This window comes from Enterovibrio sp. QJM3NY_24, from assembly GCF_057786035.1.
This window is the reverse complement of record NZ_CM173519.1, coordinates 694,159-720,065: the sequence shown is the minus strand read 5'-3', so window position 1 is coordinate 720,065 and position 25,907 is coordinate 694,159. Positions and strand designations below refer to the sequence as shown.

Genomic DNA, 25,907 nt, shown 5'->3' with positions numbered 1-25,907 from the left:
GCCTTTCAATGTGTTATGCCAACAACTCCCAGAATGCTTTATCCCGCATTTTCTGGATTTGCTTCGCTCCATCGATATATAAGCTGTAGTGCTTATCGAGCTTGTTGATAGTTTCCATCAACCTCTCCTGCTCGTTCTTATCATTGACGCCGAACATCGCTTTTAACTCTTGTGGGCGGATCTTCGCAACACGGTGAATCACCCAAGTCAGCACATAACTGGAATAGTCGTTATCCCCAGTTTGGAAGTGTGTGATGTCCTGTGTAGAAAGGATCATTCCCACACCATATTCACGGCCCTCTTTGAGGATTTTGCGCAGGCTCGGGAAGTTTTGAGACATAAAGTTATCGACCTCATCCACCAGAATCATCTTGGTGATTTGACGGAAATCACCTACGACTTCTGGCTTTCCTTTCTTCTGCATTTGCGAGTAGAACAAATCCAGTGTCAGTGCTACTACGAGGTTTTGGATCTCTGATGGGTAACCTGCCAACTCAACTACTCTAATACCATCAACAAGATCGTAAAGGCTCATACACTTGGTGTTGTCATCTTCGAAGATTTCCAGCTCATATAGGCTCTCAAGTGCAGCGTATAGTGAGTCTTCATCTGGCTCTGTTTCAATGAACAAATCCCACACTTGAGAGATTGTCGGTGCTGGTTTTGACCAAGTGTTTGGATCTGCTTTACGAATACCAGCTAACTCATAAGCTTCGCCCACCAACTTACGCAAACGCAGTTGCTGTTTTTGCCCTAAGCCAAAAGCTTTACCCATAGTTTCAGAAAAGCCGCGCGCGGTGTGCACTGGCAGCATTGGCGTATCACCAAATAGGCTCAGCGGGTTATATGGCAGTTTGTGAAGATTAAACTTTTTGCCAGCTGTCGCTTGCTGGAATTTGTCGTCTACGTAGTCAGACTTATAGTCGAAAATCAGCATGCCAATTGACACACTCTCCACGTTATCCGCCTGATTGCGGTGAAGCTGTGTAATCACCGATTTAGTAAACTGGGTTTTACCTGTCCCCATGGTGCCAATAATACCCGTGTTGGTATTCATAAACTTGGCAGTGTTAGTAGGCTCCCAATTTAACGGCGCATTTGTTGTTACATTGTGTCCGAATAGCACTTGCAAGTTGTTGCCTGAATGCTCATTCCCTGTAGATGCTGTTACACTCGCTTCTCCTTGATCTTCGCGCTCTGCTGCGTGAGAAGTGCTTTGTAATTCAGTCCTTAAAACATTTTTACCGTGCTCGTTTTTTGTCTCATCCGAATCTCCCGGAGGCAGCCCCTCTTTTGGAGAAAGTTCCGTAGGTCCGGGATTCGTTTTCCCGATAAGTATGTACCTATCAGGAACGTGACATAACTTCGCTATATCAATATCGTGAATCAGTTCCTGAAATGGCGTCTGGACCAGTTTCGGCAGTAGTGCCATCGGCAAATCGACTTTTAAAATACCATCGGTCAGCGCGTAGTTTGGCTCTAAGCAACTAGCGGATTCAATATGACTTACCACAAAACCATCAGGGTAGTTCGCCACTTTGACTAGCGAATAGTCTCCTCGTAACCACTCTTCTTTGTTGGCTAACAGTGCATCGAAATAGTCGTTCTCAAACACCTTGTATAGGCGGTATTTGTCTACTTGCATCAGCACTTGGCGAATAAATAGTCCCCGGTAAAGCTTGCAAGCTAGCGAGGTACCACCTAGCAATGTTTCACTAAGGTAGCGAAGCAACTCTTTGGCTTGAGTAATGGCTTTTTTGTAATCAGGGATAGCTCCCGTTTTTACTTCAACCGGCAAGAGATACATTTTGTCGTCTTTGAAGCCCACCAGCAGTACATCGTCAGAAATCGCACCTTTCTTATAGCCTTGAACATTACGTGAGAAGTCACTTTCAGACATCTTCAAACCAATGTTGCCAGAAACACGAATCATCTCGGCGACAGAAAGCGGTACCCAGGTAATATCAGATTGGTAAACCAGGCTGGTAACAAACTTATATGCTCCAATCACACCGCGACGCTCTTTATTGATGGTCTGATCACAAGTCATCATTTTAAGCAACCAGTCACCGTTAAAAGCATTGAACTCGTTGATTTGACCACCTTCACCTTGTTGTACGACTTTCTCGAACAATCCACGTTGGGCCGTGACGGTAATGGCGTCGTAGCTTGATGAACTGGTGTATTGATCCGAGTAATGAATCAGCACCACATCTTCATTGCTATGGAAGAAATCGAGGGTCACTTTAGGATCAATAATGGTGGTCCAAATCGAGTTATCGTAAGACCGCGAAAGCAATGCTTTGAAATCTTCTTTCACTGCAATAGCAATGGCATTGGAACCATTGTAAAGCGTGTTTGGTCTTAAGGCTGGTTTAATGAGTGCCCCAAGATACTTTGCCATCATCAGATGCGGCTGGTTACTGTAGTCGACATTTTTAAGACCAAAGGCAGTGAAATAAGAGCCAGACTTGCTCTCTGATGCTTCACCAGCTAAAAGTCCATCACACGCAATGCCCGAAGCTAAATCATCAATATCCACATCAGAGCAATCGACTTTTTCGTTGTTACGGAAAAACGTTAAATGAGCATACGCTTGACCACTGTTCAGCGCTTGCTTGTTTGTAAATTTGCTATACGTCAGGCGCGTACGAAGAATATCAATTACCGTATCTGCAATCTCTCGTGCTTTGCCTTTGTTGAGTTCAAGTTTATCTTTTAACGTGTCGTAGTTTGCTGTTTCCGCAAATTGATCAAAGGCATTGACCAAAAGCGCATCGTCATAGAGGTTAACGTGCACAGCCGCAGCATCATCTAGATTGGCTTTGATGTAATCGACTATGCCAAGAAAGAGTTGCTCTGCTGAATCTTGATTAACAGCATTAATAATGATGCTCTTCTCCGAACCTTCAAAAAGCTTCTCAAACGCGCTTTGGAATTCTTTAATCTTTTCTCTAACCAGTTTGCGAACAAATAGCAGCGTGCTTTTTTCTTGCGGTACACTTTTAAGCCAAAATGCGTTTTCTTTAAAAGCTTGGTTGTAAGCAAACTCATGCTTGGGATGATAAACAAGCGGCATCAGCCCTTTTGCAGAGAGACGCTCAAGTGTTATGTCAGGCAGGTCGGCAAAGCTTAAGTCTTTCACCATTGCTTGCCTTAGCGATAGGTAATACGCCAATACCAATGGATGAAAAGGAGAATAGAGCTCTTCCTCTTCATTTTTCAACATACCAAGTTCAAGCGCTAACTTCTGTGGTTCAGTCAGCACCTCCCCTCTTGAAATAGCGGAGAAATAGTCAATATATGCTGAGACTAAACGCTCAACAATGCCGGTAAACTCACCGCCCCAGGAAACAAGAGAAGGTACGGTATTTCTCGCTTCAAGATATTCAAACAGATCTCGATAGCCTTGTTGAATCGCCGTATCGATAGTTCCTAAATCATCCAATGTGACATGCTTGAAGGGCAGCTTCGCCACTAGTTTGTTACGCACAAACTCTTCTTCAAGTCGCAGCAGCTTCAATCGCGTAGCAGGAACAATGGATTCACTGTTATCTAAACTCACCTTGCCTCGGGCTGAAATAAGTTCACCGTTGAAGTTATCATTGAAAAGCTGTCGAAAACGCCTTCGATTTAATAGTAAAGGCAGCACGAGAGAGTCTGTTGCTACAGCTCCTTCTACGTTAAAGGTAAGCGTGCTCTGTCCCGACATAACTTGAAAAGTAATCTCATCCGCTTCGTTTGCCAGCGATTCGAAATCTACCTCTGCATAAACCCCTGTACACACTTCTAACGATTTATCTGAAAGAACAACACTCTCCCCATCGCTCTCACGAATTTTGAGCTTGTTTTCGTCCATTTTTAGCGTTAAATGCTGCTTCTTGGAGCTAGACTCAATTAGAAAGTTGCTCTTAAATGGTGAGATATAAAACTCGCCTTGTCTCAATACAACACAGCGGAAGTTATAAACTTCCGATTTATTCTCTCGCTTCAGAGCGAGGTTAAAGAATGTTGGTTTACCATCAAACGGAGCCGAGACGGTCACGATAGTTCGAGTACCATTTCGGACAGTTATCTGTGCTTCTTTTGCCAAATCTTTATTGTGCTGAATAACAAATTCATCTTTGGTTAGGTTATCAACACCTTGGAAATAGAGCTTCAATTCAAAGTTACTAATACCTTGGGCTACCTCTATGATCATATGGCGATCCCGCATCCCTGCATTCGACTCACTGCGGTTGCGTGCGGTTAGGGTCATGCCAGCGACCACGCTCTCTGATTCCAACACCAATTGCTGCTTAGCGTTTTTTTTACGCTCTTGAACGTAAGCTTCATATTCTACGGTTTTCCATTTATCAGACTCCGTAAACGTCTCCTTAATAAACTTGTCACTAAAGTGCTTTAAACGTTCTTGAAGTTGGTCTGGATAATCTTCCACATCTTTTGCGATCATCGTATAAAGCGCGCGGTTATCTTCTAGGCGTTGTTTTATCTGTTTTATATTGCCACCCATTTGAACAATGAGCGGATCTTCTAACATGCCTAGCTCCCCAAAGTGCAAATCACCATCACATACAGCATTGTAGAGAGACTCAAGGCTAAACATTGTGTCCCCACTCTCCGGTGAGATGGAGCTGAACTGTGCTTCGAGTAAGCTGTGAGAGACGTCACGATGTTGATCCTGGTCATCAATCAAATTCGAAAGCAGTTTTTTGATGTTTCCAAGACTCCAGAGCAAACCTTCTGTAGCCAAGTCCTTGGATGAATTGACAATAGTGTCAAGCGAGCTATTGTGTATGTACAAAATGGCACAGCCATCTAGAGGCGTAAGCTGATCAACCACCTGATCTCGGAGTTTGGCTAGATAATTCTCGTGGGCACCTTTTTGCTTTTTCTCATCGTCAGCGTGAAGAAGTGGTACGAGATAACACGAATTCACTTTCAACTTTGGATACTCATGCCCTTCTAAGTTGACTGTGGAAATCTGGTATTTCTCCAGTGCATCAAATAAGCGCAGTCGAAGCGCATAATCTTGGCAACGAAACTGATATCGACTGCCAGCTCTCATTTCAAGTCCTACCCCCGAAAAGAGCAATTCTGCGAGAAAATCATCGAATGGTTTTACGGACATACACTGCGTCTCCACTATCACTCATGCGCTCAACGTTACCGATGCGCTCATAAAACTTAACTAACTCTTGCTCTGTTTGCTTATCAACGAAAATACCGCGCTGCCTAAATGCGGAAAGCAGTTCGTGAAAACGCAGCTTATCTCTGTTACCGACAACTAGATTCGTTAACAAGATGACATAATCTTGATTCAACACCATCACACGCCCTGCTGACCCTCGGCGTTGAATAAAGTGGCGGCATATGAATTTTTCTGTGTCTTTAACAAAATCGTTATTGTAAGAAAAAAGGCGTTCACCTCTTTCAAACTGCCCAACGGTGAGCTGCATAAGGTTCCCTAACCAATCCAACGCGGTATCGGTCTGAGAGAAAACAGTTTTCAACCCCCTTTGAGTTCGAAATGCCTTCGCATAATTTTCTAGCTTTAACTTTACTGCGTCTTGTAACTCAGAGTTCTCAATGTCATTTGCTATTTGCCAGAGTGGGCGTTTCGATGGGCTATTTTTCTTAGCATCACCAGCTTGAAGGGACTCCAGCATAGATAGCATTGGAAAAAGTTTTTTTGATGCTTCACTAAACGCCTTATAGCCATCACGCTTAATATGCGGGCGCTCTTTTCCTGCCCGCTCATGATCCATGATAAAGTACAATGGTTTGGCCTTCGGTGCCTCGCAAGAACGCCAGCCACCTATAGAAAGACTGAGTTGTGCGGTATACGTAAATGCATAAAATGAAAGAAAATTCTCAAACTCGGCAAGCATATACTTGGGTTTAGACGCGATAAAACGTAAGTCCTCCCGGAAAGCGTCCGAAATAAACGGTAAGTATGGAAGCTCTTTTACTGCTTCAACAGCCTCATCTTTCATTTTGCTACGCAGCGTCACTAACATTTCGGTTTCAATGAAAGTCAGGCTCGGATCAATGGGTTTGATCTGTTCATTCTGGAGTAAATTGGTAAAAAGCTTCGCAAAGCGAGCATCCGTCTGGGTAACGCTTTTTTGTGCGTGAAAAAGCAAAAATTCAGGGCTAACCGTGAAAATATCACGCTGCTCGAAGTACATCTCTTGTAGCACTTGCCAGAAGTCATCTTTCACTGCTTTTCCAGCAAACATGATACGGCAATCTTCTTCGAAGGTTGCGTAGTCATAGTTTTTAATTTTCTTACGCAATAGGCGACGAAGCACTGAACCGACGACAACATCCATATTGAAATCATTGGATTTTGTACGAATCGGTAGAAAGCTACTTGACATATTTTTAGCAGGAACTTCCTCAGGAGTCTGTGGAAGGTCATGGTTAATTGGCCATGTATAATTATCAGTCATCTCAAATGTCACCCACTACATGATAACGCGAACGCTTATTGGTCACTTTGCAACTCCAAGTACCTTTAAAAATGTGAAGACTGCTTTTACTTTTCGCTATCGACACGATCTGCTCAGCAATTTCATCCAGTAATAGAACGGCATTTTTGTCATGCTTATTGGGGCGATAGCCTCGGTTAATTTTTTCAAGCAAATCGAGAAGATTGACACTGACTGGAATAGGGTTTAGCTCTTTGTCATCTACTTCTAGACAAGCCGTAAAATAGCTAATTTTGTCGGACGGTTTAATCCGTTTCGTCAATGCATCAAAACACGCCCCGACTTCGAGTTCCGCAGCAGTGGTAAAGCCGTTGTATTGGGAGATATAAAAAACACCTTCGTCTAACGATGGGCAATTTCGGTTGCAGTACTTTCTGATTGCCGAAATGAGCGTATCTTCATAAAACTCATCAAGCGCAAGTTCTTGTGCAGGAGTACCTTCAAAATTCCGATGCATCAACCAAACGCTGGCATACTTTTCCAGCAACTGGCTTTCAAAGCCTGACTTGAATGACGTAACCAGCCGGCTGTTAAGCTCTGGCTCTCCTTTAAGGAGGTACATCATTCGGATATAAGAAGCTGCATTTTCCAGTCCAAACACCCCCCAGGATTGTGCTTTTTCTTTGAATTCGAGAAATGCAGGCTCTTCAATACCAAGCGCTAACTGAAGAACAAATTCATCCAGCTTTTGCGTATGCTGGTTACTAGGATCAAAGCTTTGGATATGGCGGAGCAACTCATTCTTTCCTCCAGCAAACAAGGCATCAAATAGGTATTTCTCTTGTGTCAGGATCTGAAAAACAAAATCAAGAAGCGCTCGTGCTGTCAGAAACTGATCTTTAATGAGGCGCGCTTTGAGCAGCAAAGTAACGATGCTTTTCTGCACTGAAGGCAAAGATAGCAGAGCATAATTCGTAGTTAGTATTGTGTGTCCCTTCTTCTCTATTTCGTTCTTGTAGAGAGGAAAGTAAGGATTAATGTCTGTTGGGATTGTTAGCTTTGCCAAGAATTCTGCTGCGAACTTCGAGGTATTTTCGTCATGCCCAAGCGAAAACTTCGGGAACTGTTCAAAGTCGAGGAAGTGATGATTTTCCGGTGTAACATCGCCTTCGAGAAAGGCTTTGATAGAGCTTTTAATATCGCTGTGTTGCTCATCACCCTCTTCTGCATAGTTGCCCAACATGCCGACGTTGATGCCCACGACCAAAGGCTTAGATTCCGCTTTAAACGATGTGAAGCGCTCGTCTAAGGCCTGAATCGCATTCTGTGTTGGCTTAAAGCTATGGGTAGCATCAAGGTGAAACTCACGGGTTGCCTCATAATCGCGGCTGTATTTTGTCAATATTTCTGACTTGCCATCACCACTACTACCACATAGAAAAATGATATCTCCCGCTTTGGCAGATTTCAGCTTGGTTTCAAACGCATCTTCAATATCCATTCGGATTCGAATGTACTCTTTGTATGTCGAAAACCGATCGTATTCATCGTCCCGTTCAGTGCTCACCGCATATGGCGATGACATTTCAAAGATTCCTAATGCCTGCTTTAAGTCCAAAATTCCATACCCGATATATTAAGTTTGATCCTGGAATTTTACCGTAATACTCGCAAATAAATTAGTGATATAACACCGAACAATGAACAACCGACCACATAGCACTCATAAATTACGCCCGAACTTTCAGACTAGTGTATCAATCTTTGCATACAAGCAAGTGCTGCGAGATTGCATATTGAACGACCTCACTTAATGTTCATTGCTCGTTCAACACATTAGACGTGGGGAAACAAACCAACTTCAGATATATGTCATGGCAGTGAACACATGTGTTTCACTGCTTAAGGAGTTGTTTATGTTGGCTTCTGACTATGATGGTCTTGAATTGCCTCAATCGTTGTGCGCTTTGTTTGAGGAGATCCTCTCTCGGTACGAGATCCCCGACGATACCCGTCAGGCTACGTTGAATTGCCGCGATACTAAGTTCTACAAAACAAGAAAGGGGTTGCACCCTGTCGAGTTCAGGTTCAAACGTGAGGATGTAAAAGCACCTTGGAAGCTGGCTTTTGTGGCGAGTTTCTCTTATCGCGACGAAAGCGATGAGTCGCTGGATGTGGAGCTTTACTTTCACCTCGCCAATCGTTGGTGCTTTCAACCTGACGCTGGCGTTGCTGACCTCAATCACCCCACCGTTTTAGATTTGTTTTACACCTGGTGTGCAGCGTTCGAACGGCACGTCCACCAGCACGCGTTCGACGATATTCAATTAACCCTGTTGCGTTAACCCCTTCCCAAATCCAATCACATCTTACTCTTGTAGGAGGCATCATCATGTCTGACGTAACCTTTGAGCCATCGAGCTTGCCGATATCAAATAAGCTTCATGCACTGCTGGCGTTAACGCTGCGTGAGAAGCAAAAGCAAGACGCTCGCCTTTGCGATGGCCGGTACTTGATCTTCAACTTTCGTCAAAGTAGCTATAGCGCTGAAGCTGGTGGCTTTCACCCTGTTGAAATCGGCATTTGCAAAACTGACAGATGGACCTTGAACATCGAATACATCACCAACTTTGCTTACGTGGGAAACTGTTACCCGGAACTAAAAGGCTGCATCGACTTCGATTTTCGCGTGCAGTCGTTCTTTGCCCAGTACTGTGGCTGGCAATGCTTCTGCGGTTGAGCTCTATCAGCTTTGGGAGGGGAACTTTCTTAGCTATGCGGAGATGGCAGTATACGACGAGGGACAGTGAGCGCGGACTGCTGAATAAAGCAGAAGGCCAAGTTGGCCTTCTGCTCAACACTTCTTAAATGTCGTAGATTTTGTATTTCCTCATTTCCCATTTTTATCGCTTACCAATAGGCTGTATCACAAAGAAAAAGGTGCCACACTGCCACACCAGCGAGTATATTGAGTAAGCATTTTAATACGTTAGCTTTAGAGGTGTGTTCATGGACAAATGGTCAACGGTTAGCTTTTTCGAACGGTACGGAGTACTTATCGTGTTGTTCAACGCTGTGGTTGGCTTTATGCTGGGCTATCTGTTTTTAGGCTAGTTTTTGGCGTGTCTTTTTACTGTTTCCACGCCGAGTTTTCGGTTGTTGATATGCTGTACTATTTTAAAAAAATCAAATGTAAAAGCGAGATACTTGGTCTCAACTCAGAACTAAATGAGATTGAATTAAAACGACTCAATACTTCTCTATGTAATATAGACGCACCAACTCATGAGCTTGAATTTCTGCAAACAGAAACCGAGGTGATCAAAAAAAGAACAGAGGTTATCAACAAGAGAACGGAGCTTACTGTTTTGACGATGAAGAACAACATTTCGTCCTTTCTTTTATTAATTCATATTTTGGCATCGATGAAATACTTTTTGTTCCAATAGAATTTTTCAGGAATGCGGGTTTTCACTTACGGGGCCAAGTTTCAGCGTAATATTAAGCGCTTTAGATACAGCCAGTAACGTTTTAAGATTCGGATTGCCGTTTTCACTCAAAGCGCGATAGAGGCTTTCTCTCGATAATCCTAAGGCTTTCGCCAATTTTGTCACTCCTTTGGCCTTTGCTACTACACCAAGAGAGGCTGCAATAAATGCAGTATCACCCGTCGCCACTGCTTCATCGATGAAGCACTGGATTACTTCGTCACTATCTAAATACTCCGCTGGGTCAAACTCGGCTAAATTGTTAATCAACACTACACCTCCATTCCCTTGCAGTCTCTTTGACTTTATTTCCCGCCCATAAATCTCAGTGACTTAGGCTCAAGCTCTCTTGCTCATTTCTTCCCAGGACGCCACTAATGCCGGATAGCTCCAGTCCGCCGCTTCCGTCTTCTTCATGAGCAAAGCAATATCAGAAACGTTGTATTCCTCCGTAACATCATTGGCATACTTTACCGTCAAACAGCCGTTGTTCGGCTCCCATGATGAGTATTCTTTGTCTCCGTTTAAGTCACGGAGGTGATTGCTTAAGCAACAATGCACAACAAAGAAGTTTTCCACTTCCCCTTCCGCCGCGCCTAATAACTCCGCTGCGTCGTGGCTGGTATACTCTGAAGTGTCAAACTCGGCATGAAACTCGAGCTTAATCAAACTTGTATCCCAATAGTCAAAGTCTTTATCTGCGAGACCAGCGATGCGATCTGATACGTAAAAATAGTCTTTAACCATAGGGTTATACTGCTCAACCATGATTGTATCCTTAGTGATTAATAAAAGTAGGTGGTCATGCTTTACCACTTGCCAAAGTTCAAGCTGAACATGCAAGCAATAATGAGATAATTTGAGAATAAGATATTTAATTTCAGAGTGTTAAACTTAAGTAACTGAAATATACGCTACAAGCTTAGAGGGCAACATCAATTTCCGTCTGGACACGTTTCGTTTGAGATCGAACTACCAAACTGTTGAGCATTCCCTTGTTTATAAATGAATTATTTAAGGCTATTGTGAAAAAAGAGATGATTTCAAATTGGCAAACGCTTCTGAGCAACAGGCTGGAAAAAAGTACAACTGAGCTAATGAGGGATGGTTTAATTTGTGGTGATTTCACAGCCGATTATGTCGAAGTGCTTTTTGAAGACGGCTCATATTGTCGATTCAATCATGCATTTGCGATTGTTGATCATGAGAAGCGCGAGGTTGCCGTGTTTACTCAACATTGTGCTTATCACACATTTTCGAGCCTCGGAACCGCTGTATTTGAGTACCACGATTCAATAAGACATGTCGTATCAGAATGAATCTATTGATTTAAATTTTTTTGGTACTCTTAATAATACAAGAAGATTGTGTGAATAGACCGCGAGATACGGACTCAGGAAACTGAACATCGCCCCGCGATTCGCCAATCTTCTTCTAATCTGTCTGAATACATTGAAATTGTGTAACTATTCCCTAGGAATAGGCATCCAATCCTGCTTTCCATCTACCCTGATTGTTGTCCATCCATCACACTGAATCGCCCTCCCTTTGCTCCACTTGATGGCATTTTCTAGATGTTGCTGCCTTCTTAGAAAGTTCTCTTCTTGGCTTTCTGGCGCATCAAAATCATCCGGGACTTTCGGGTTGTGAAACTTGTTTTTAGTTAAACCGGCTTGTTCATATATCCAAGTCCATACATTACCGAGAGGTGTTTGGCGCTTAACACTCAATGGCGCTGGCACCCACCATACCCCTGATGGCAGAGTTAATGAGTTGGTCAAACTGTATATTTAGCTATTCCAAGTGATGGAATAAATCGTGCAGTTGATTAACTCTTCGCTCACATACCAAGAGATTGATTGTTCTTTGTCTAGATATGTTCCGCTTGAGTTGAGTGACTGCCGATAGTCTTCAAGCAACTCTCGAACGGCGTTCATCATGTTAAAACTCAGTCTGTCATCACCAAGGTGCTCTGAAAGCAGTCCTTCTAGCAACAACAATAAATCACTCAAGTTTTTGTTGAGATCGCCTTCTTCTCTCGCGAGTCGACGTAACTGTGTTTGTACTGTTTTCTTTTATGTTTCGTTTTTTATGAGGTCGGAACTGTGGCCTTTTTGGGCAAGGAGCCCTGAGCAGTCGATCACCAACCTCAATACTTCACCCAATGTTGGAAAGAATATAATCAAGCCTGTTGAACCTGATGAGAAAGCCATGGATGCCTAATAATGCCAAGAACATCACGGCGGGGAAGCAGCAGTATCCGTGGATTTTCGAAGATGAATGCTCTTGCTATTGTCGCGGGTGTGGAGAGAAGAATGCGAGGTTGAAATTTCGAAAAGCCAAACGGCTCAGTACCATTATTTGAAGTTTGTCACATTTTGTGTTATAAACATTATAATTCGTTATGAGCATTATAATCATTATATGTTGGATATAGGGCCTCACTCGTAAAGCCCCTCTTTGCGCCGCCTACAGACCTCTTGAATCACCTTTGACTTTATTGTTGTAAATTCGATTTAACCACGATTATTTAATTCAAGAATTGCACTATGTCGTTCGGAATTAACCGTTTTGGTCAAACCGATGTCATAGATAAATAACGTTAAGTTTCGCGATCTGGAAATTTCAAGAAAGGATCTGTGCTACTAATGGGGATACTGAAAAATACAAACACAGATAACGGCTTCCATGCCGCTCTTCTTAACCAACCTGTGTTTTGTTTGATTGGTGTTGGTTCTGTTACTGCAATCTATCTCGCGACTTAATCCAATCAGTCACATCTGATTCACGCCAACCCACCGCACGAGGTCCAGCCTCAATGGTGCAGGAAACAGACCATCACGCCGCATACGCCAAATCGTTGACCTGCTTAGACCTAAGAGCTCTGAGATTTCTTTTACTCTGAGGATTCTGTTCATTTTCTGTGTCCTCTCTATATAAGTGAAATTTCTCGGACTTCCCCCGACATCCAAGCAGTAATGTTCATTCTCAAAAGCGCCAACCTCAAGGTGAACAAAAAACATACTACGAAACGTGATCAACATCATCAAGTGATTTTGATGTCTTTTATAAAATAAACCATTGATATGTATAATTATTATATACGACCACTGCTAGGTGGCTGAATTTATTCTAGCTAAATCAAGGGTTTCCTTAACAAGCCTTGGATAAAGGCTAAAACAGACACAAATAATACAATTCAACGGCTTATAATATTGATAGGCTAAAACACCCAAAGCCCAAGATTAATGGATTATGACTATCAGGTTTTCTCTTAAACAAACACCTTACATAAGCGCTTGTTTCTTCTCGTTACTGCTGACAAATGGCACTTCAGCCGCAGATAACGTCACTCGCTATAACGCAGTGTTCAAATCCACAAGTGCCTACTGCTTTTCCTATGTCAACGGCTTGAGTGTGTTGGACAATCTAATGACATCTTCAGGTACTGCTTCTGCGGGTTACGATATAACTGCAATTCTCGAAAATGGGCTCAACACGCTTTCAATTGAAGTTGCCTCTGTTACCGCACCGCAGAACCTCGATTTCGTTAGTGATGCGAAGTGCGAGTTTTCTGTTGTCCCATATGGCACCAAAGATGAGCAGGATAGTATCCCCGTTTTAGCGACAGTGAATGACAACAATCGTGCGACTGGCTTGAATACACCACACTACAGCGGGACAAAATTACTGGGAACCGTAGAAGAAGGCACTGTCGAAGGCTCGGTACTCTACGAGGTGAAACGTACGTTTGTCGCTGCTGGCCTACCCAACTGGTCATGGACAACCTCAGAGCCATACACACTCAGCCAGAACAATCTCCAGAAACTGAGAGATCGCTATCTGGCACTTTGGGCACTGTTATCCCAAAAAGACGCTGATGCTTTGGGTACTGAAAGCGAAATTGCGATGCGTGAACATGGCTTATCGATAGGTTACTCTGCCGATGAATATTGGCAGTCTTTCGGCTTCAAGCAAGACTTTGCAGACGGTTACGAAGCCTTACCTATTGATTGGAACTTGTATGACTTTGTCAGCTACAAGAATGGACGCTTGTTTCGGCTAGAAGATCCCGACGGCCAGTCTCCGCTTCGAATTGGTAAAAAAGAGGAAGAGGGCTACATCACCTATAACCCACTGTTTTCTTATATCGACGGCAAACTCGTCATCACGAGATAACCAAAACACTTTATCACCCATTCCATATTGTTCTTTAAGCAACTTTTCGCCCGCTGAGCCATTTCTTGCCTAAAAGCGGGTAACTTTTCGCCCCGCCGATAAATCAATCAACATAAGCCTCTGTATTTATTGAACAATGATAATGGCACGAATTGTGATTAGTTGTGTGTTCTTCTTATCGCAATCTAAAAGGACATCGCAATGCCAACTCCTTGCTATATCGCCATCGAAGGCAAAACTCAGGGCAACATTACCGCTGGCGCATTCACCGCTGATTCTGTCGGTAACATCTATGTTGAAGGCCACGAAGACCAAATGCTGGTTCAAGCGTTTGACCACATCGTCACCGTACCGACTGATCCACAAAGCGGTCAGCCTTCTGGCCAACGCGTTCATAAGCCGTTCAAGTTCACCGTGGCGCTGAACAAAGCCGTTCCTTTGATGTACAACTCTCTGGCATCAGGCGAGATGCTGCCGAAGATTGAACTGAAGTGGTACCGCACCTCCGTAGAAGGCAAACAAGAGCACTTCTTCTCGACCATTTTAACTGACGGCACCATCATCGATATCGATTGCCAAATGCCGCATTGTCAGGACGCACAGAAGAAAGAGTTCACCCAACTGGTGACTGTATCTGTTGCGTACCGCAAGATTGATTGGGAACACACAGTGGCTGGTACATCAGGTGCTGATGACTGGCGTGCGCCGATTGAAGCGTAAGGCTTTTTGGCAAAAGGTAGAGCGCGTTAACACGCATTTTGTGTCAACCGCTCACTGACACCTTTTGCAACCAACCCGCCCTTTGGCGGGTTTTGTCGTCAAGCAATGACGCCTGACGATACTTCGTTTTAAGCAGGGATGATTTAATGGCTACGGAAAGCGGTCTCCAATTTACTCTTACCGTCGAAGGCTTGCCTGACGACACCTTTGCTGTGCTTGAATTCTCGGGGGAGTCGGCGCTCTCGGCACCCTACTTGTATAAGGTCAAACTTGCCAGTCGTCAGGATGCGGTGTCCAGCAATGCGGTGGTTGATCGCAATGTGACCCTGACTCTTTGGCGTGATGGTGAGCTTGCGCAGCGCATCCATGGCATTGTTCGCCGCTTCACCCGAGGGGATACCGGTGTTAGCCATACGTTTTACACGTTAGAGATAGTGCCTGCTTTGTCTCGGCTTTCACTGCGCCAAAATAGCCGTATTTTTCAGCAGCAATCCGCACCTGAAATCATCAGTATTCTGCTACAGGAAATGGGTATTGATGACTATGCCTTTTCGCTTTCAGCAACACCTCTAGTACGTGAATACTGTGTTCAGTACCGGGAGACAGATCTAGCTTTTCTCCAACGTCTTGCCGCTGAAGAAGGCATTTTCTATTGTTTTTTGTATGCCAAAGACAAGCACACGGTGTTGTTTTCCGATGACACTCAGACTTTGCCATCGTCTGATCAGGCTTTCCTTTATAACGCCAACGTCGGCGGTATCAGTGACCAGCCGTTTGTCAAAGGCTGGCAATTTACAACACAAGCCCGACCGTCTTCCGTCACGCTCAAGGATTACAGTTTCAAAAAGCCTGCGTACAGCTTTCTGCAAAGCAAGGCAGGCACAGAGATAGCTTTCCAGCGCGGCACGTATGAACACTACGACTACCCCGGCCGCTTCAAAAGCGATACCTCAGGAAAACCCTTTACCCAATATCGTCTCGAGCATTTGCGCAGTAATGCATTAACCGCCACGGCGTCCAGTAATCTCATGCAGGTCGATGCGGGTCAGGTCTTTCTCCTGGAAGAACACCCTGATGATGCCAACAACCGTGACTGGGTGGTGGTGAGCATGAATTGCCAAGGGACCCAACCGCAGGCACTCGAAGAGCGTGGCGGCGAAGGCATGACCACCTTTCACAACACCTTTGCGGTCATTCCCGGTCATCGCCCTTGGCGTCCTGAACCACTGGCAAGACCCTGCGTGCAGGGCCCTCAGATTGCTATTGTCACGGGCCCAGAGGGGGAAGAGATTTTCTGTGATGAATATGGGCGCGTGAAAGTGCAGTTCCCATGGGACCGTTACGGCAACAGCGATGAAAACTCCAGCTGCTGGGTGCGCGTTTCTCAAAGCTGGGCGGGTGCGCAATACGGCATGATGGCGATACCGCGCATCGGCCATGAAGTGATTGTATCTTTCCTCGAAGGCGACCCGGACCAACCTATTATCACTGGTCGCACCTATCACGCGACCAATGTGCCGCCCTACCCGCTGCCGGCCAATAAAACCCGCACGGTGCTCAGAACGGAAACCCATCAGGGCGAAGGCTTTAACGAGTTGCGTTTTGAAGACCAAGCAGGACAAGAAGAAATCTACGTGCATGCCCAAAAGGACATGAACCTGCTGGTGGAAAGCGATCGCAAAGACAACATCAAGCATGACCTGCACTTGGATGTGGAAAATGAACGCTTTTCTCATATCAAAGTGGATGACCATCTGACCGTCGATGGACAAAGCAAAACACACATCAAAGGCGACAAGACGGTCGTCACCGATCAGTCTTTCCACATCAAAGCAGGTAAAGCTTTGCTCAACGAAGCAGGCTCTGAAATTCACCACAAAGCCGGTCAGAAAGTGGTGATTGAGGCGGGCACCGAGATCACCCTGAAAGTCGGGGGCAACTTCGTCAAAATCGACCCTGCAGGTGTGCATATTGTCGGCTCTGCGATAAACCTGAACTCAGGCGGCGCTGCGGGATCAGGCTCGGGATTTGGTGGAGTCATGCCAATGATGCCAAATGGGGTTGTACGTGCTAACGCTCCTGCCGACATGCTATTGGCGCCTCAATCAGCAACAATGTCGAGTTTACTCCCTCTTATCGCTGGGAAAGACATCCCCATAATGGAACTCTGCCAAAAACGGAGTAACGGTGACTGTACCAAGCAAAATTGTGAGTGTGAGAATGTCTAACTCCGACCCAAAATACATTTTAATTGTTGACTCTCTTCGAGTACCAGACGCTATTCGTGTCGCAACTGAGCTTGAAAAATCATGGTTCTATCTTTATGACAATACGGATTGGGATGCTCAGCGACAAAATAGTCCAATATGTTTAGCGATAACCCGAGACGACCCGATATGGTCACGATGGCAGGCTGACATGCTTTGGGCAAGCAGTGCTGTTTTGTTTGAATTTGAAAACGCCACTTCACAAGAGAACATTGTTCAAACGTTACAAAAACACATCACGGTACATTCTGAGGATGGTCGACTTTTTCTTCTGCGTTTTTATTCACCCAATACCTTGTCGTTTCTTATGACGCAACTTGATGATGAAGCAAAGCACCTTTTTTTTGGCGCCGCCGATGCGGTCATAACAGCCTCAAAAGCAACCGCATCAAATACGTTATCGCGTCATACAAATCCCAGTATCAATGCCGTGCAATCAAATACGGATTTAATCCTTGATAACCAGCTTGTAGAGGCCATGTTCCAATGACAAAAAGCTATATGATTAAGTCGGGAGATACACTATCGGCTCTCGCTGTTCGATTTAATACGACCGTTGAAACGCTGCACAGTCTCAATTCGCAGCAAATCAAAAATATCGACTTAATCTATGATGGGAATACGCTGACCGTTCCTACCTTGCCCGATACAAGCACAGAAAAAAGAGATCCTACACCCCAACTCGCGAAAGAGAGCGTGGCGGCGTTAACCTGTAAAACACAAAAGTTCGTGGACTCTTTATTCATTCCCGAGCATCCAAGCAATAAGAAACAGCAAGTCCTCTTATTGACGCAGGAAGCAGTAGACTGCGTCAAAGCCGAAGCCGATATCTGTAAAACTGCGCTGAGCGGTGCGAGCAAAGAGGACATTGTCAAAGGGCTTAATGGGCTTGGCATTGTTGATTCCTTTGACGCTGTTGCGCATGAAATGTTTTTAAAGATCGACAATCCAAAGAGTGCAGAGCATTACAAGCACGCGCTGCTGGAACACCTTCAATTGACCCAAAGCGGTGATGTTATTCTGCTTCCCGCAGATAACCCTGATATAGGTCTTGGCGATATTTCAAAAAAAATTGGAAAGATAGAAAGCGACTTTGAGGAAGATAAACGTAGTATTCAAGGTAAAGAGATGATCCATAAACCGGGTGGATACTGGGGAAGTATCACTCTCTCTTACGAGCAAGCCCTTGAGCAGTTCGAAGAGGAGCGGATGTCTCAATATCGGAAGCTGAAAAAGAGTACTATTAAAGCACTAGAGAAGGCGATTGAGGGCTTTGAAAAAAAAGCGACCCGCATTGCTCGGAAGACCAAAGTTCAAGAGGGTGAGCACACGTTTGCGTTCACCGATAAGGGGTATTATTCCTCCGATCGCGATGCAGAGGTTTACGCAAGTTTAAAAAAAATCATTACCCAAAGAGTCAAGTTGGAGATCTCCGATTACCTTTCCCCTCAGACAATCAAAGAAAACAGTCCCATCCCAGATATTAAAACCGTTCATGATTTCTATCAGTATTGGCGTGACAAAGCAGATAAAGAAATCCAAAAAGCACACACCAAGAAGTGGGGGGTAAGTGCGTATCTGGGCACTCAAGATATAAAATACCGTTTTTTTTTCGAGGCTGTCCACGAGCTCAACCAGACGGGCACCGTCATTAAAGAGCAGTGCCTGACTGAAGATCAACTATTTCATGGATGGCAGGATGTCAAAGCCCTGATTGACACTGTCGATGAACGCAATCCGAGCATCGAAGTGTTTGTCAAAGAACTCAAAAACCTCCACAACACCCTGAGTTTCAAAGACGCAATAGGGTATTACCCTATGTATGTGCTGCATCTTTTCCTCATTCGAGAGGTCGGGAGGCGTTTACGTGATTTTTCTGAGAGGCTCGGAAAGAATGAAGCCTATGTTAAATATGTCCGCCAACTTCTCGATTTTGCATTGATGCTCCAACAGCGCCAACTGTCATTAAAACTAGCGGCTGAAACACAGAAATCTTCGCCATCTATCGCGTATATCGATGAAAAAATCACTCATTTTGGCGGTGTGCCAAGTGCAAGTAACACTTCGCATATGCTGCTTTGGGATGAATATTCATGGGAGCCAGAAAGCCTTGAACATCAAATTTTCGCGGCAGCTGGCCTCAACAACCTCTCTATCGTGGAATGCGCATTATCTTCTGATCCCCAAACGGTGATCTACCTGAAGTCAAATCACCCAGTATTTGAAAATAACCTTGCTTCATGCATTAAACCGCTCAGTGTCACCCCCCCTAGTGGTGCAATAGGAAACGGGGCGGCAGGAAACAAATTTTCCTCAGAAACCTCAATAGGCAACTTAAGCTATCAAGGCACACACTATTCGACACTCGCTCATATTCCTAATACGATCATTTTCCCCTGGCACGGCTATGTCATCGACAATGAATTCTTCGGGTTGCCCGGCTACACCCAGATCCACTCTGGCGCTCAATTTGCCCGATTCGTAAACAGCGCAGAGCTTTTTACCGCTCAGGAAAATACGTTTAGCAAAGACCATGTCCAACTCAGCGGCGAAGTAAAAGCGGGATTTGACTTAGCCAGTGCCGCCTTTGGCTTTGAGAGTAAAATACCGCTTCCATTGGACATTCGCTATAAAACAAAGAATCGCACCTCAACGAGCAAAAACCTTGGCAAAGGAGAGCTTTGTCTTCAAGCACAAGTGCACGGTTTTCTTTCTGCTAGCGTGCAGGTCGCATCCAACATACATGTCGGCAATATGGCCAATGGTGAAATCGGCGTGCGTGGCAGTTACGACCAAACCACCGATTTTAACGAGCAGCGTAGCCAAAACGCGACGATAACGCGAAACAATGAACCGACCACAATAGCTGCCGGTGCGAGAATGGAAGCGTCTGCCTTTGCAGGCTTAGAAGTGGGGGGCAAGGTAAGCTGTGAGTTCGACTGGATTCCCCCACAGACAGAGCAACGCCTCAACCTGTTTAAAACAGGGATAGGCGTTCGCGCCACACTGGGCGTAGGCTATAAAGCGGTATTCCAATGCACGTTCAATAAAGGCAAGTTTATCTTTGTCACAGACATGAGCATGACCAAAGGACTAGGAGTGGGTGGCAAATTTGCCACCGAGTTAAACGTCCTGGCGGCGGATGATTTTTTTGCGGCCGTACTTCAAATCATGGAATCAGCGGACTTTCATCGCTTCGAATTCTTTCTGGAAGATGAAAACGGAGAAGATACCTTCGGTGCCTTCAATACCGTGCTAACGGTCGCCGCCGCTTTTGGCCTCTCACTCTCACAGGTGTTATTGTTACCATTCAATATGATCAGTAACCTTGAGAAAGAAGCGTCTGACAAGAAAAACGCTTACTACGTCGCCGCGTTTCTCAACTCAAAAGAGAACCTGGATCTTAACGAGAAATGGATTAAAAACATGCCCGCCGAAACCTTGGCAAAATTGTTTGATGTGCTCATTGATTACAATCCATTTACCCTGTTTGGCGACGGCGAAAAAGCGGCAAGAAATAATATCGCGCAGTTAACCGCCATCAACCGCATTTTGACTTGGTTAGGTGCTCACAACCCCACGACGCAGCAAATACGCAAATTTGAAAATGCCATGCAGCGGGTTGGGATGAAAAAGCCGCACGAAAAGGTAGAAAGGAAATGGGAGCAGTACGCCGAGAACATCGCGTCATTGCGCAACTTCTTTGAACTGGCCACCAAGGATGATTATCATTCTATTACATATGACAAAGCTCCCTATCCGAGGAAAATCAAACGACAATGGGATGCATTCCAACAGTATCTTTCAGAATTGATGAAACTAACGCCGTTATTCAGAAAATCGATGTTGAAAGGTCCTTACCGGGAAGAGGACGTTTACCTCGCCATTCCCGCATCAGACCAACACGCCATCAAAGACGCCATTGCGAAAGGATACCGCCGTGTGTAATCCCCTGAAAACACTTTTCGTCACCACTTTATTAACCATCTCTACCTGGGCGTCTGCCAACGACGGTACCGCCCGCGGCATCGCTAAATACAATGAAGGGGCGTTTCATGAGGCGCGTAGCCTGTTTCTGGCGCAATCTGAGAAGGGCGATGCTTACGCCACCTATTGGCTGGGTGTGACCCAATGGGAAACGGGGGAACGCTTTGAGGCGGGTGACACCTTTTTCCGTGCAGCTGAAATGGGCGATCCCTGGGCCATGTATATGCTGGTGCCAAGAGACGGCAACCCCTGCCGCTATTTAGGCTGGCCATGTCATAAATCTTGGAAAGCCAAAGCCCTTGCAGGTTGGGAAGTCCTTGCTGAGCAAGGCAATGCCAAGGCCCAATTTGCCATCACCAAAGTCAGCCAACCTTGGTGGGAGTATATTCCGTTTTACCGGTTATTCCGCTATCACGAACTGCTGGAAGCTGGCATAGAGCAAAATACTTACGGTGCTTACTACCACTACATGGGGAAGTTTGGCTGGAGGAATAACCAGTATAAGCTGGACTACATGCATAGAGCCGCCGAAAAAGGCTATGCTCCAATGATATCTGGCATTGGCTACAGTGAACACTCGAGCGTCAAAGGCCAAGAGTTTTCTTGGCTGCAGAAGTCCCTGGACACTGGCTTCCCTACCGCTGCCAGTTCGCTTTGTACAGCATACAGTGTTGGGGGAGAGGGCTTTCCCGTAAACCGTGAAAAGGCCTTTTACTACTCGGTGGTTCATGAAGTGCTGAATAGAGGCAGAGACGAATGTAAAGTGTTTACCCAAGAGTCGGTAACGGATGAATACGGTTTGATAGTTTCAGATAGCGAGGGTAAGTCAATTAAACGGGACCTCATCAGTGAAGAGCGCCAACAAGAGCTGCGCAAAGAAGCAGAAGCCTATGCAAAGACCTTAACCCCCAACCTCTTTTTAGATGAAACCACCATTGAACTGTTTGTTAATTAAAGGCACTTGAACATGGGTATCGATACATTACTAAGCGAAAGCCTTTATACATTGGGGTTTATTCTTGTCGTCGGTGCAGCCGCCATCCCTGCATGGCTGTTATGGCGTTCAAAACTCAATACGCTGGAGAGAAAAGGGAAAACAGCGCCGCTTAAAATGACAATACTCTGCACCCTACTGTCCATCATCACTCTGCTGGTTGTGCAACCGCCGAAAGATTTCAGCGTGTTTGCGCCTGTATTTTATCAATGTGGGGGAACCGCATTGTGGTCACTCCTTCTGATATTAGGCTTACGCATTAAGAAGAAAAACGCGCAAGGTAGCACTGCCTCTTTATAGCCCGGAAATCAACGCCAAGCATGGTATTGGCATTGAACTGCATTACTTTCCCATGCCGGATGCACCAGAGAGAGACGTACTGCGTTTTCAAGCTGACAGCTTTACCCGTTTGGCCCACTTAGTGAAGTGGCTCTGTTAAAAGCCCAAAACGTATTGGCTAGTGAACTCTCCTCACTGACCACCCAATACATTACTTGGAAAACCCAATAACTATGTTTTGGAAAAAAAAGAAAAATCAGGACATCGACCTGACGGAGCTTACGCCCAAGGCGGGGGATACCCGCAAATTTTTTGCCGGCGAAGCGGTGTTTTTTTCGCCCAAGCCCCTTCCTTCAGCAAAAATAGCCAAAGAAACCAAGGTGACCTCGCCCGAGATACTGGCCATTAATGACACGTACATGGATATCGGTCAGCGGTGTCAGGGCAAGGCAAGGCAGGTACAACTAGGGAACTCCACGATAGGCTTTGGTGCCGTAGTGATGTTGATATTAGCCATCACCTTTGGGTTTAGGGATGTTTCTATTTATGGGTCTATCGAAGCATCATTTCGAGTAGTAGTTGATGAACTCGCTACACCCTTCGCCTTAGCCTTTACCTTTCTTATAGGCATTTGCTGGTACGTCGTTATCAGCAGCTCTCTGGATTTTGCCCGCCAGCGCCCTATTCGCTTAAACCGTGAGCGCCGTGAAATCTGCTATTACTCCGACAAAGAAAAAAAGCCCACCATTGCCCCGTGGGAAGAGGTGGTGTGCTGGGTCGCCACGAGCCGCGGCACCACAGGCAACAGTTTGGTGACGCACTTTACCTTTGGATTAGCCATTCCCACGCCTGATGGCAAGGATTACTGGATACTGCGCCGCCCAATTGCCACCGTGACCGACGGACAACGCATATGGGAAACCATGCGCATGTACATGGATGAGCCGCCAGCACGTCGTCCGACCCCAAGTCCCTTTGAAAAAGAAGACCGTGCCTTGTTTGATAAGAACCGTCGTGAAATACGGAAGAAGTTCAAAAAAGGCCCTAAACGTTGGCTTACCCTCAATTCAGATGCACCTTGGGTGTCTTATGCTTCGATGTTTTTCTATTACACCTACCATATCCTGAGTGGCTGGAAGCTGCCTTATCTGGTGTCCGAGTGGACAGACAACCTCGCAAAAGTAGAACTGCCGCAAGAAGTGGCAGATTGGTCGACACCTATTCCTGAGAGCGAATGGGCTAAACCGAGTGAGGAATTGCTAAGAGAACGCGCAGCCATTGAAAAGCACTACGAAGCAGGTGGTAGCATTATGGATTATCGTCAAACTGAGGGTGAGAAAACCCCATAACTATGTTCTGGAAAAAAAAGAAAAATCAGGATATCGACCTGACAGAGCTTACGCCCAAAGCGGGGGATACCCGCAAATGTTTTGACCAGTGAAGCCGTATTCTTTTCGCCGGTGTTCGCTCCGGAGTTTCTATTACGACTACTGCGAAGTGGTGTAAACCAGATGGTGGCCCCAAAGCCCGTCACTTCATCTCCCACTTGAGTGAAGTGCAGGTCAAAACACTCGAGAGTGAGCAACGCTATAAAACGACACCAAGCGAAGGCTGGGTACTAACCCGTGGCTCCTCAGAGAGCATTTATGCTCAGGAAAAATTCTACAACTTTGAAGAAAACCGCGGCTTTTTTGACAAGGTTAATGACTTGCTCAACTGACAAGGATGCAATTGGCTCTTGCTAGCTTATTGCACCTACGCTTGTCTATTCAGGTACCAGTAAACATGCTTCTTGGGTAGTTATCAAAACAACACGCTCTGCAAGGAAAGCACCAGTGAATACAAGAAAAGACATCAGACGGAAGATAAGAGGTCTCCTGAAAGTTTCATTCCTCATTTTCAGCGGTCTGTTCACCAACACTCCACTCTCGAAGGAAGCGGATACACTCAGGGTGATAGAGGTCCCCTTCGATGGAGATTTGACTATCGATTTACCTGTAGATTCCGAGTTGAGGCTTTGGGATACCGGCTTTTACTTTTGGTATATCCAAAGCCTCAGGTTGACCGCTGAAAAAGACAAAGTCTACACAATCAATCCTTACAACTTGGATATCTTCATCAGCGAAGCTCCGAAATCTGACTTTAATTATGCTGTTTGGCGAAAAAGCCTAGAAGAGGATGGCGTTAAGATTATTGAAGAAACTCCAGCAGGAGTGCTCTACTTATCTGAAAATGTACTGCAAATTTTCACGTATTTTCGCTCTGGCCGCGAACATATCCTTGGTAAAGCAACGCTGTTTGATACGGAAGATTTAGCGAAAGCAAAAGCCATGTTTGAAGTGCTTAACTCCTTCTATCCCCAAAGAGATCAAAGAAAGTTCACGTCACTTTTCAACATAGCGAACGAGTTACAAATCAAGAAAGTAGCCAAAGACAGCCCACTAGCAAATGAACTTAGAGAGCAGATTCAAAAAAACTTAACAAAAGAACGTTTGCTGCGCGCCGACACACTTGATGGTTTTTGGGCCAAATTTAACGCATTTAATGAGACCATAGACATATACCCTGAGCTTGAAACAGACACCCTTGAAAGATTCGCTGACGAGGCAGATCAATACGGTTGGGATATTCGTTTTCATCAAGCTTATTTGCCGGGAAAGCAATCGGGTAGCATGGTGATGCAAAGCCAAACGAACCCAATGAGCTTTATCACTTATTGCCTTTTCCAAGATTCGGGTTTGAACTTACTTGTCTCAATTCCATCAACAGTTTCAGTAACGAAGCAATTGGAATTTGCCCACCATTGCAATCACCTGACTACAGCTCAAACCCTGCCCTGGATGACTCAACAATGGCTCTCAAAATCGTTTTATTACAAGAGAGTTAAGCCTATGGATGAACCTGAAGGATGGTTTACTGTCTTTGATGACAATGACAACCCTGACGATTATTTCTTTGGGGCCGCAGGCGTTTTAGATAGTGAAGGCAGGCTTATCATCCCAAACCGCTTCGAAGAAATTGAGTGGGTTGACGGCTTTTTTGTTGGTCAGTCTAAACTTGGCAAAGAGCTACTTAATAAGTCAGGGGAGTCGTTACTGATAGCTGAGAACTTTCGACTTGTTGACGACAACCTTTACATTGCTTGGGAAGATGACAACCAGCAAGGCCTCTTTGATCTAAAGAAAAAAGCATGGATTATTCCGTTAGCCGAACAAAACATAGAGCTATTGGGTAACAGCGGTTTATTTACATTTCAAAAGGTAATTAAATCAACGCCAACGAGTATTCGCTATGGCAAAGCAGGTTTATTGGATAGCGAGGGAAAAGTGCTGCTAGAAAACGACTTTGACCACTTTTGGTTCAATTCTGAATTGAATGTCATCGTCGCTCAGCAACAGACAGTATCAGACTCTCGCTCAACTTATCGCTACGGTATTTTCGATATGAAAGGTGAGCAACTAGTGCCTCCCGACTATGAGCATGTCCTCAACGAACAGGGTGCCATTATCAACTTGCGTAAAGATGGGCTTTGGTATGAGTACCCAGCGAAGTAGATCAG

At 45.1% G+C, this 25,907-nt stretch carries 17 protein-coding genes and 2 pseudogenes; 12 read left to right on the top strand and 7 right to left on the bottom strand.

Going from position 1 to position 25,907, the window contains the following annotated elements; genetic code table 11:
- Positions 1 to 13: 13 nt before the first annotated feature.
- The 3 genes from dptH to dptF are packed head-to-tail and all read right to left on the bottom strand — an operon-like array spanning position 14 to position 8,019.
- A complete protein-coding gene (gene dptH / locus AC3CIC_RS03025; RefSeq protein WP_488515322.1) occupies positions 14 to 5,131 on the bottom strand; it encodes a DNA phosphorothioation-dependent restriction protein DptH in 5,118 nt (1,705 codons plus the stop codon).
- Positions 5,109 to 6,455: a DNA phosphorothioation-dependent restriction protein DptG gene (dptG, locus tag AC3CIC_RS03020; protein WP_488515321.1), complete on the bottom strand. Its 1,347-nt coding sequence runs from the start codon at positions 6,453 to 6,455 to the stop codon at positions 5,109 to 5,111. The genes dptH and dptG overlap by 23 nt, the downstream gene beginning before the upstream one ends.
- A 1-nt stretch (position 6,456) precedes the next feature.
- Positions 6,457 to 8,019 (bottom strand): DNA phosphorothioation-dependent restriction protein DptF, encoded by a 1,563-nt coding sequence (gene dptF / locus AC3CIC_RS03015; protein ID WP_488515320.1) that lies wholly within the window; start codon positions 8,017 to 8,019, stop codon positions 6,457 to 6,459.
- A gap of 331 nt (positions 8,020 to 8,350) precedes the next feature.
- On the opposite strand from dptF, the gene AC3CIC_RS03010 reads away from it, so the two are divergent.
- Together AC3CIC_RS03010 and AC3CIC_RS03005 are read left to right on the top strand one after the other, a co-directional pair.
- Positions 8,351 to 8,779, top strand: coding sequence for a DUF2787 family protein (locus tag AC3CIC_RS03010; protein WP_488515319.1), 429 nt, complete (start codon positions 8,351 to 8,353; stop codon positions 8,777 to 8,779).
- Positions 8,780 to 8,826: 47 nt separating this feature from the next.
- A pseudogene (locus AC3CIC_RS03005) lies at positions 8,827 to 9,244 on the top strand (DUF2787 domain-containing protein).
- A gap of 645 nt (positions 9,245 to 9,889) precedes the next feature.
- On the opposite strand, the gene AC3CIC_RS03000 reads toward AC3CIC_RS03005, so the two are convergent.
- Both AC3CIC_RS03000 and AC3CIC_RS02995 read right to left on the bottom strand, forming a co-directional pair.
- Positions 9,890 to 10,195: an addiction module antidote protein gene (locus AC3CIC_RS03000; protein ID WP_488515318.1), complete on the bottom strand. Its 306-nt coding sequence runs from the start codon at positions 10,193 to 10,195 to the stop codon at positions 9,890 to 9,892.
- A gap of 66 nt (positions 10,196 to 10,261) precedes the next feature.
- Complete coding sequence (locus tag AC3CIC_RS02995; protein WP_488515317.1) at positions 10,262 to 10,690, bottom strand: hypothetical protein; 429 nt, start codon at positions 10,688 to 10,690, stop codon at positions 10,262 to 10,264.
- Between the two features lie 227 nt (positions 10,691 to 10,917).
- Between AC3CIC_RS02995 and AC3CIC_RS02990 the strand changes: the two genes are divergently transcribed.
- Positions 10,918 to 11,241, top strand: coding sequence for a hypothetical protein (locus AC3CIC_RS02990; protein WP_488515316.1), 324 nt, complete (start codon positions 10,918 to 10,920; stop codon positions 11,239 to 11,241).
- Positions 11,242 to 11,712: 471 nt separating this feature from the next.
- On the opposite strand, the gene AC3CIC_RS02985 is transcribed toward AC3CIC_RS02990, so the two are convergent.
- Both AC3CIC_RS02985 and AC3CIC_RS02980 read right to left on the bottom strand, forming a co-directional pair.
- Complete coding sequence (locus tag AC3CIC_RS02985; RefSeq protein WP_488515315.1) at positions 11,713 to 11,934, bottom strand: hypothetical protein; 222 nt, start codon at positions 11,932 to 11,934, stop codon at positions 11,713 to 11,715.
- A gap of 727 nt (positions 11,935 to 12,661) precedes the next feature.
- Positions 12,662 to 12,840: pseudogene (locus AC3CIC_RS02980) on the bottom strand (helix-turn-helix transcriptional regulator).
- 337 nt (positions 12,841 to 13,177) lie between these two features.
- Between AC3CIC_RS02980 and AC3CIC_RS02975 the strand changes: the two are divergent.
- From AC3CIC_RS02975 to AC3CIC_RS02935, 9 genes are all read left to right on the top strand, one after another.
- Positions 13,178 to 14,101 (top strand): hypothetical protein, encoded by a 924-nt coding sequence (locus AC3CIC_RS02975; protein ID WP_488515314.1) that lies wholly within the window; start codon positions 13,178 to 13,180, stop codon positions 14,099 to 14,101.
- Positions 14,102 to 14,302: 201 nt separating this feature from the next.
- The gene (locus AC3CIC_RS02970; RefSeq protein WP_017015011.1) at positions 14,303 to 14,821 is read left to right on the top strand and encodes an Hcp family type VI secretion system effector; all 519 of its coding nucleotides are present in this window, start codon (positions 14,303 to 14,305) and stop codon (positions 14,819 to 14,821) included.
- 146 nt (positions 14,822 to 14,967) lie between these two features.
- Positions 14,968 to 17,049, top strand: coding sequence for a type VI secretion system Vgr family protein (locus AC3CIC_RS02965; protein WP_488515313.1), 2,082 nt, complete (start codon positions 14,968 to 14,970; stop codon positions 17,047 to 17,049).
- Positions 17,042 to 17,578 (top strand): DUF4123 domain-containing protein, encoded by a 537-nt coding sequence (locus AC3CIC_RS02960; protein ID WP_488515312.1) that lies wholly within the window; start codon positions 17,042 to 17,044, stop codon positions 17,576 to 17,578. The genes AC3CIC_RS02965 and AC3CIC_RS02960 overlap by 8 nt, the downstream gene beginning before the upstream one ends.
- The gene (locus tag AC3CIC_RS02955; RefSeq protein WP_488515311.1) at positions 17,575 to 21,036 is read left to right on the top strand and encodes a LysM peptidoglycan-binding domain-containing protein; all 3,462 of its coding nucleotides are present in this window, start codon (positions 17,575 to 17,577) and stop codon (positions 21,034 to 21,036) included. Before AC3CIC_RS02960 ends, AC3CIC_RS02955 begins: the two co-directional genes overlap by 4 nt.
- Positions 21,029 to 22,030 carry an SEL1-like repeat protein gene (locus AC3CIC_RS02950; RefSeq protein WP_488515310.1) on the top strand — a complete coding sequence of 334 codons (1,002 nt, stop codon included), beginning with the start codon at positions 21,029 to 21,031 and terminating at the stop codon, positions 22,028 to 22,030. Before AC3CIC_RS02955 ends, AC3CIC_RS02950 begins: the two co-directional genes overlap by 8 nt.
- 12 nt (positions 22,031 to 22,042) lie before the next feature.
- The gene (locus tag AC3CIC_RS02945) at positions 22,043 to 22,369 is read left to right on the top strand and encodes a hypothetical protein (RefSeq protein WP_488515309.1); all 327 of its coding nucleotides are present in this window, start codon (positions 22,043 to 22,045) and stop codon (positions 22,367 to 22,369) included.
- A gap of 212 nt (positions 22,370 to 22,581) precedes the next feature.
- Positions 22,582 to 23,697: a DUF6708 domain-containing protein gene (locus tag AC3CIC_RS02940; protein WP_488515308.1), complete on the top strand. Its 1,116-nt coding sequence runs from the start codon at positions 22,582 to 22,584 to the stop codon at positions 23,695 to 23,697.
- A gap of 486 nt (positions 23,698 to 24,183) precedes the next feature.
- A complete protein-coding gene (locus AC3CIC_RS02935; protein WP_488515307.1) occupies positions 24,184 to 25,902 on the top strand; it encodes a hypothetical protein in 1,719 nt (572 codons plus the stop codon).
- Positions 25,903 to 25,907: the final 5 nt, after the last annotated feature.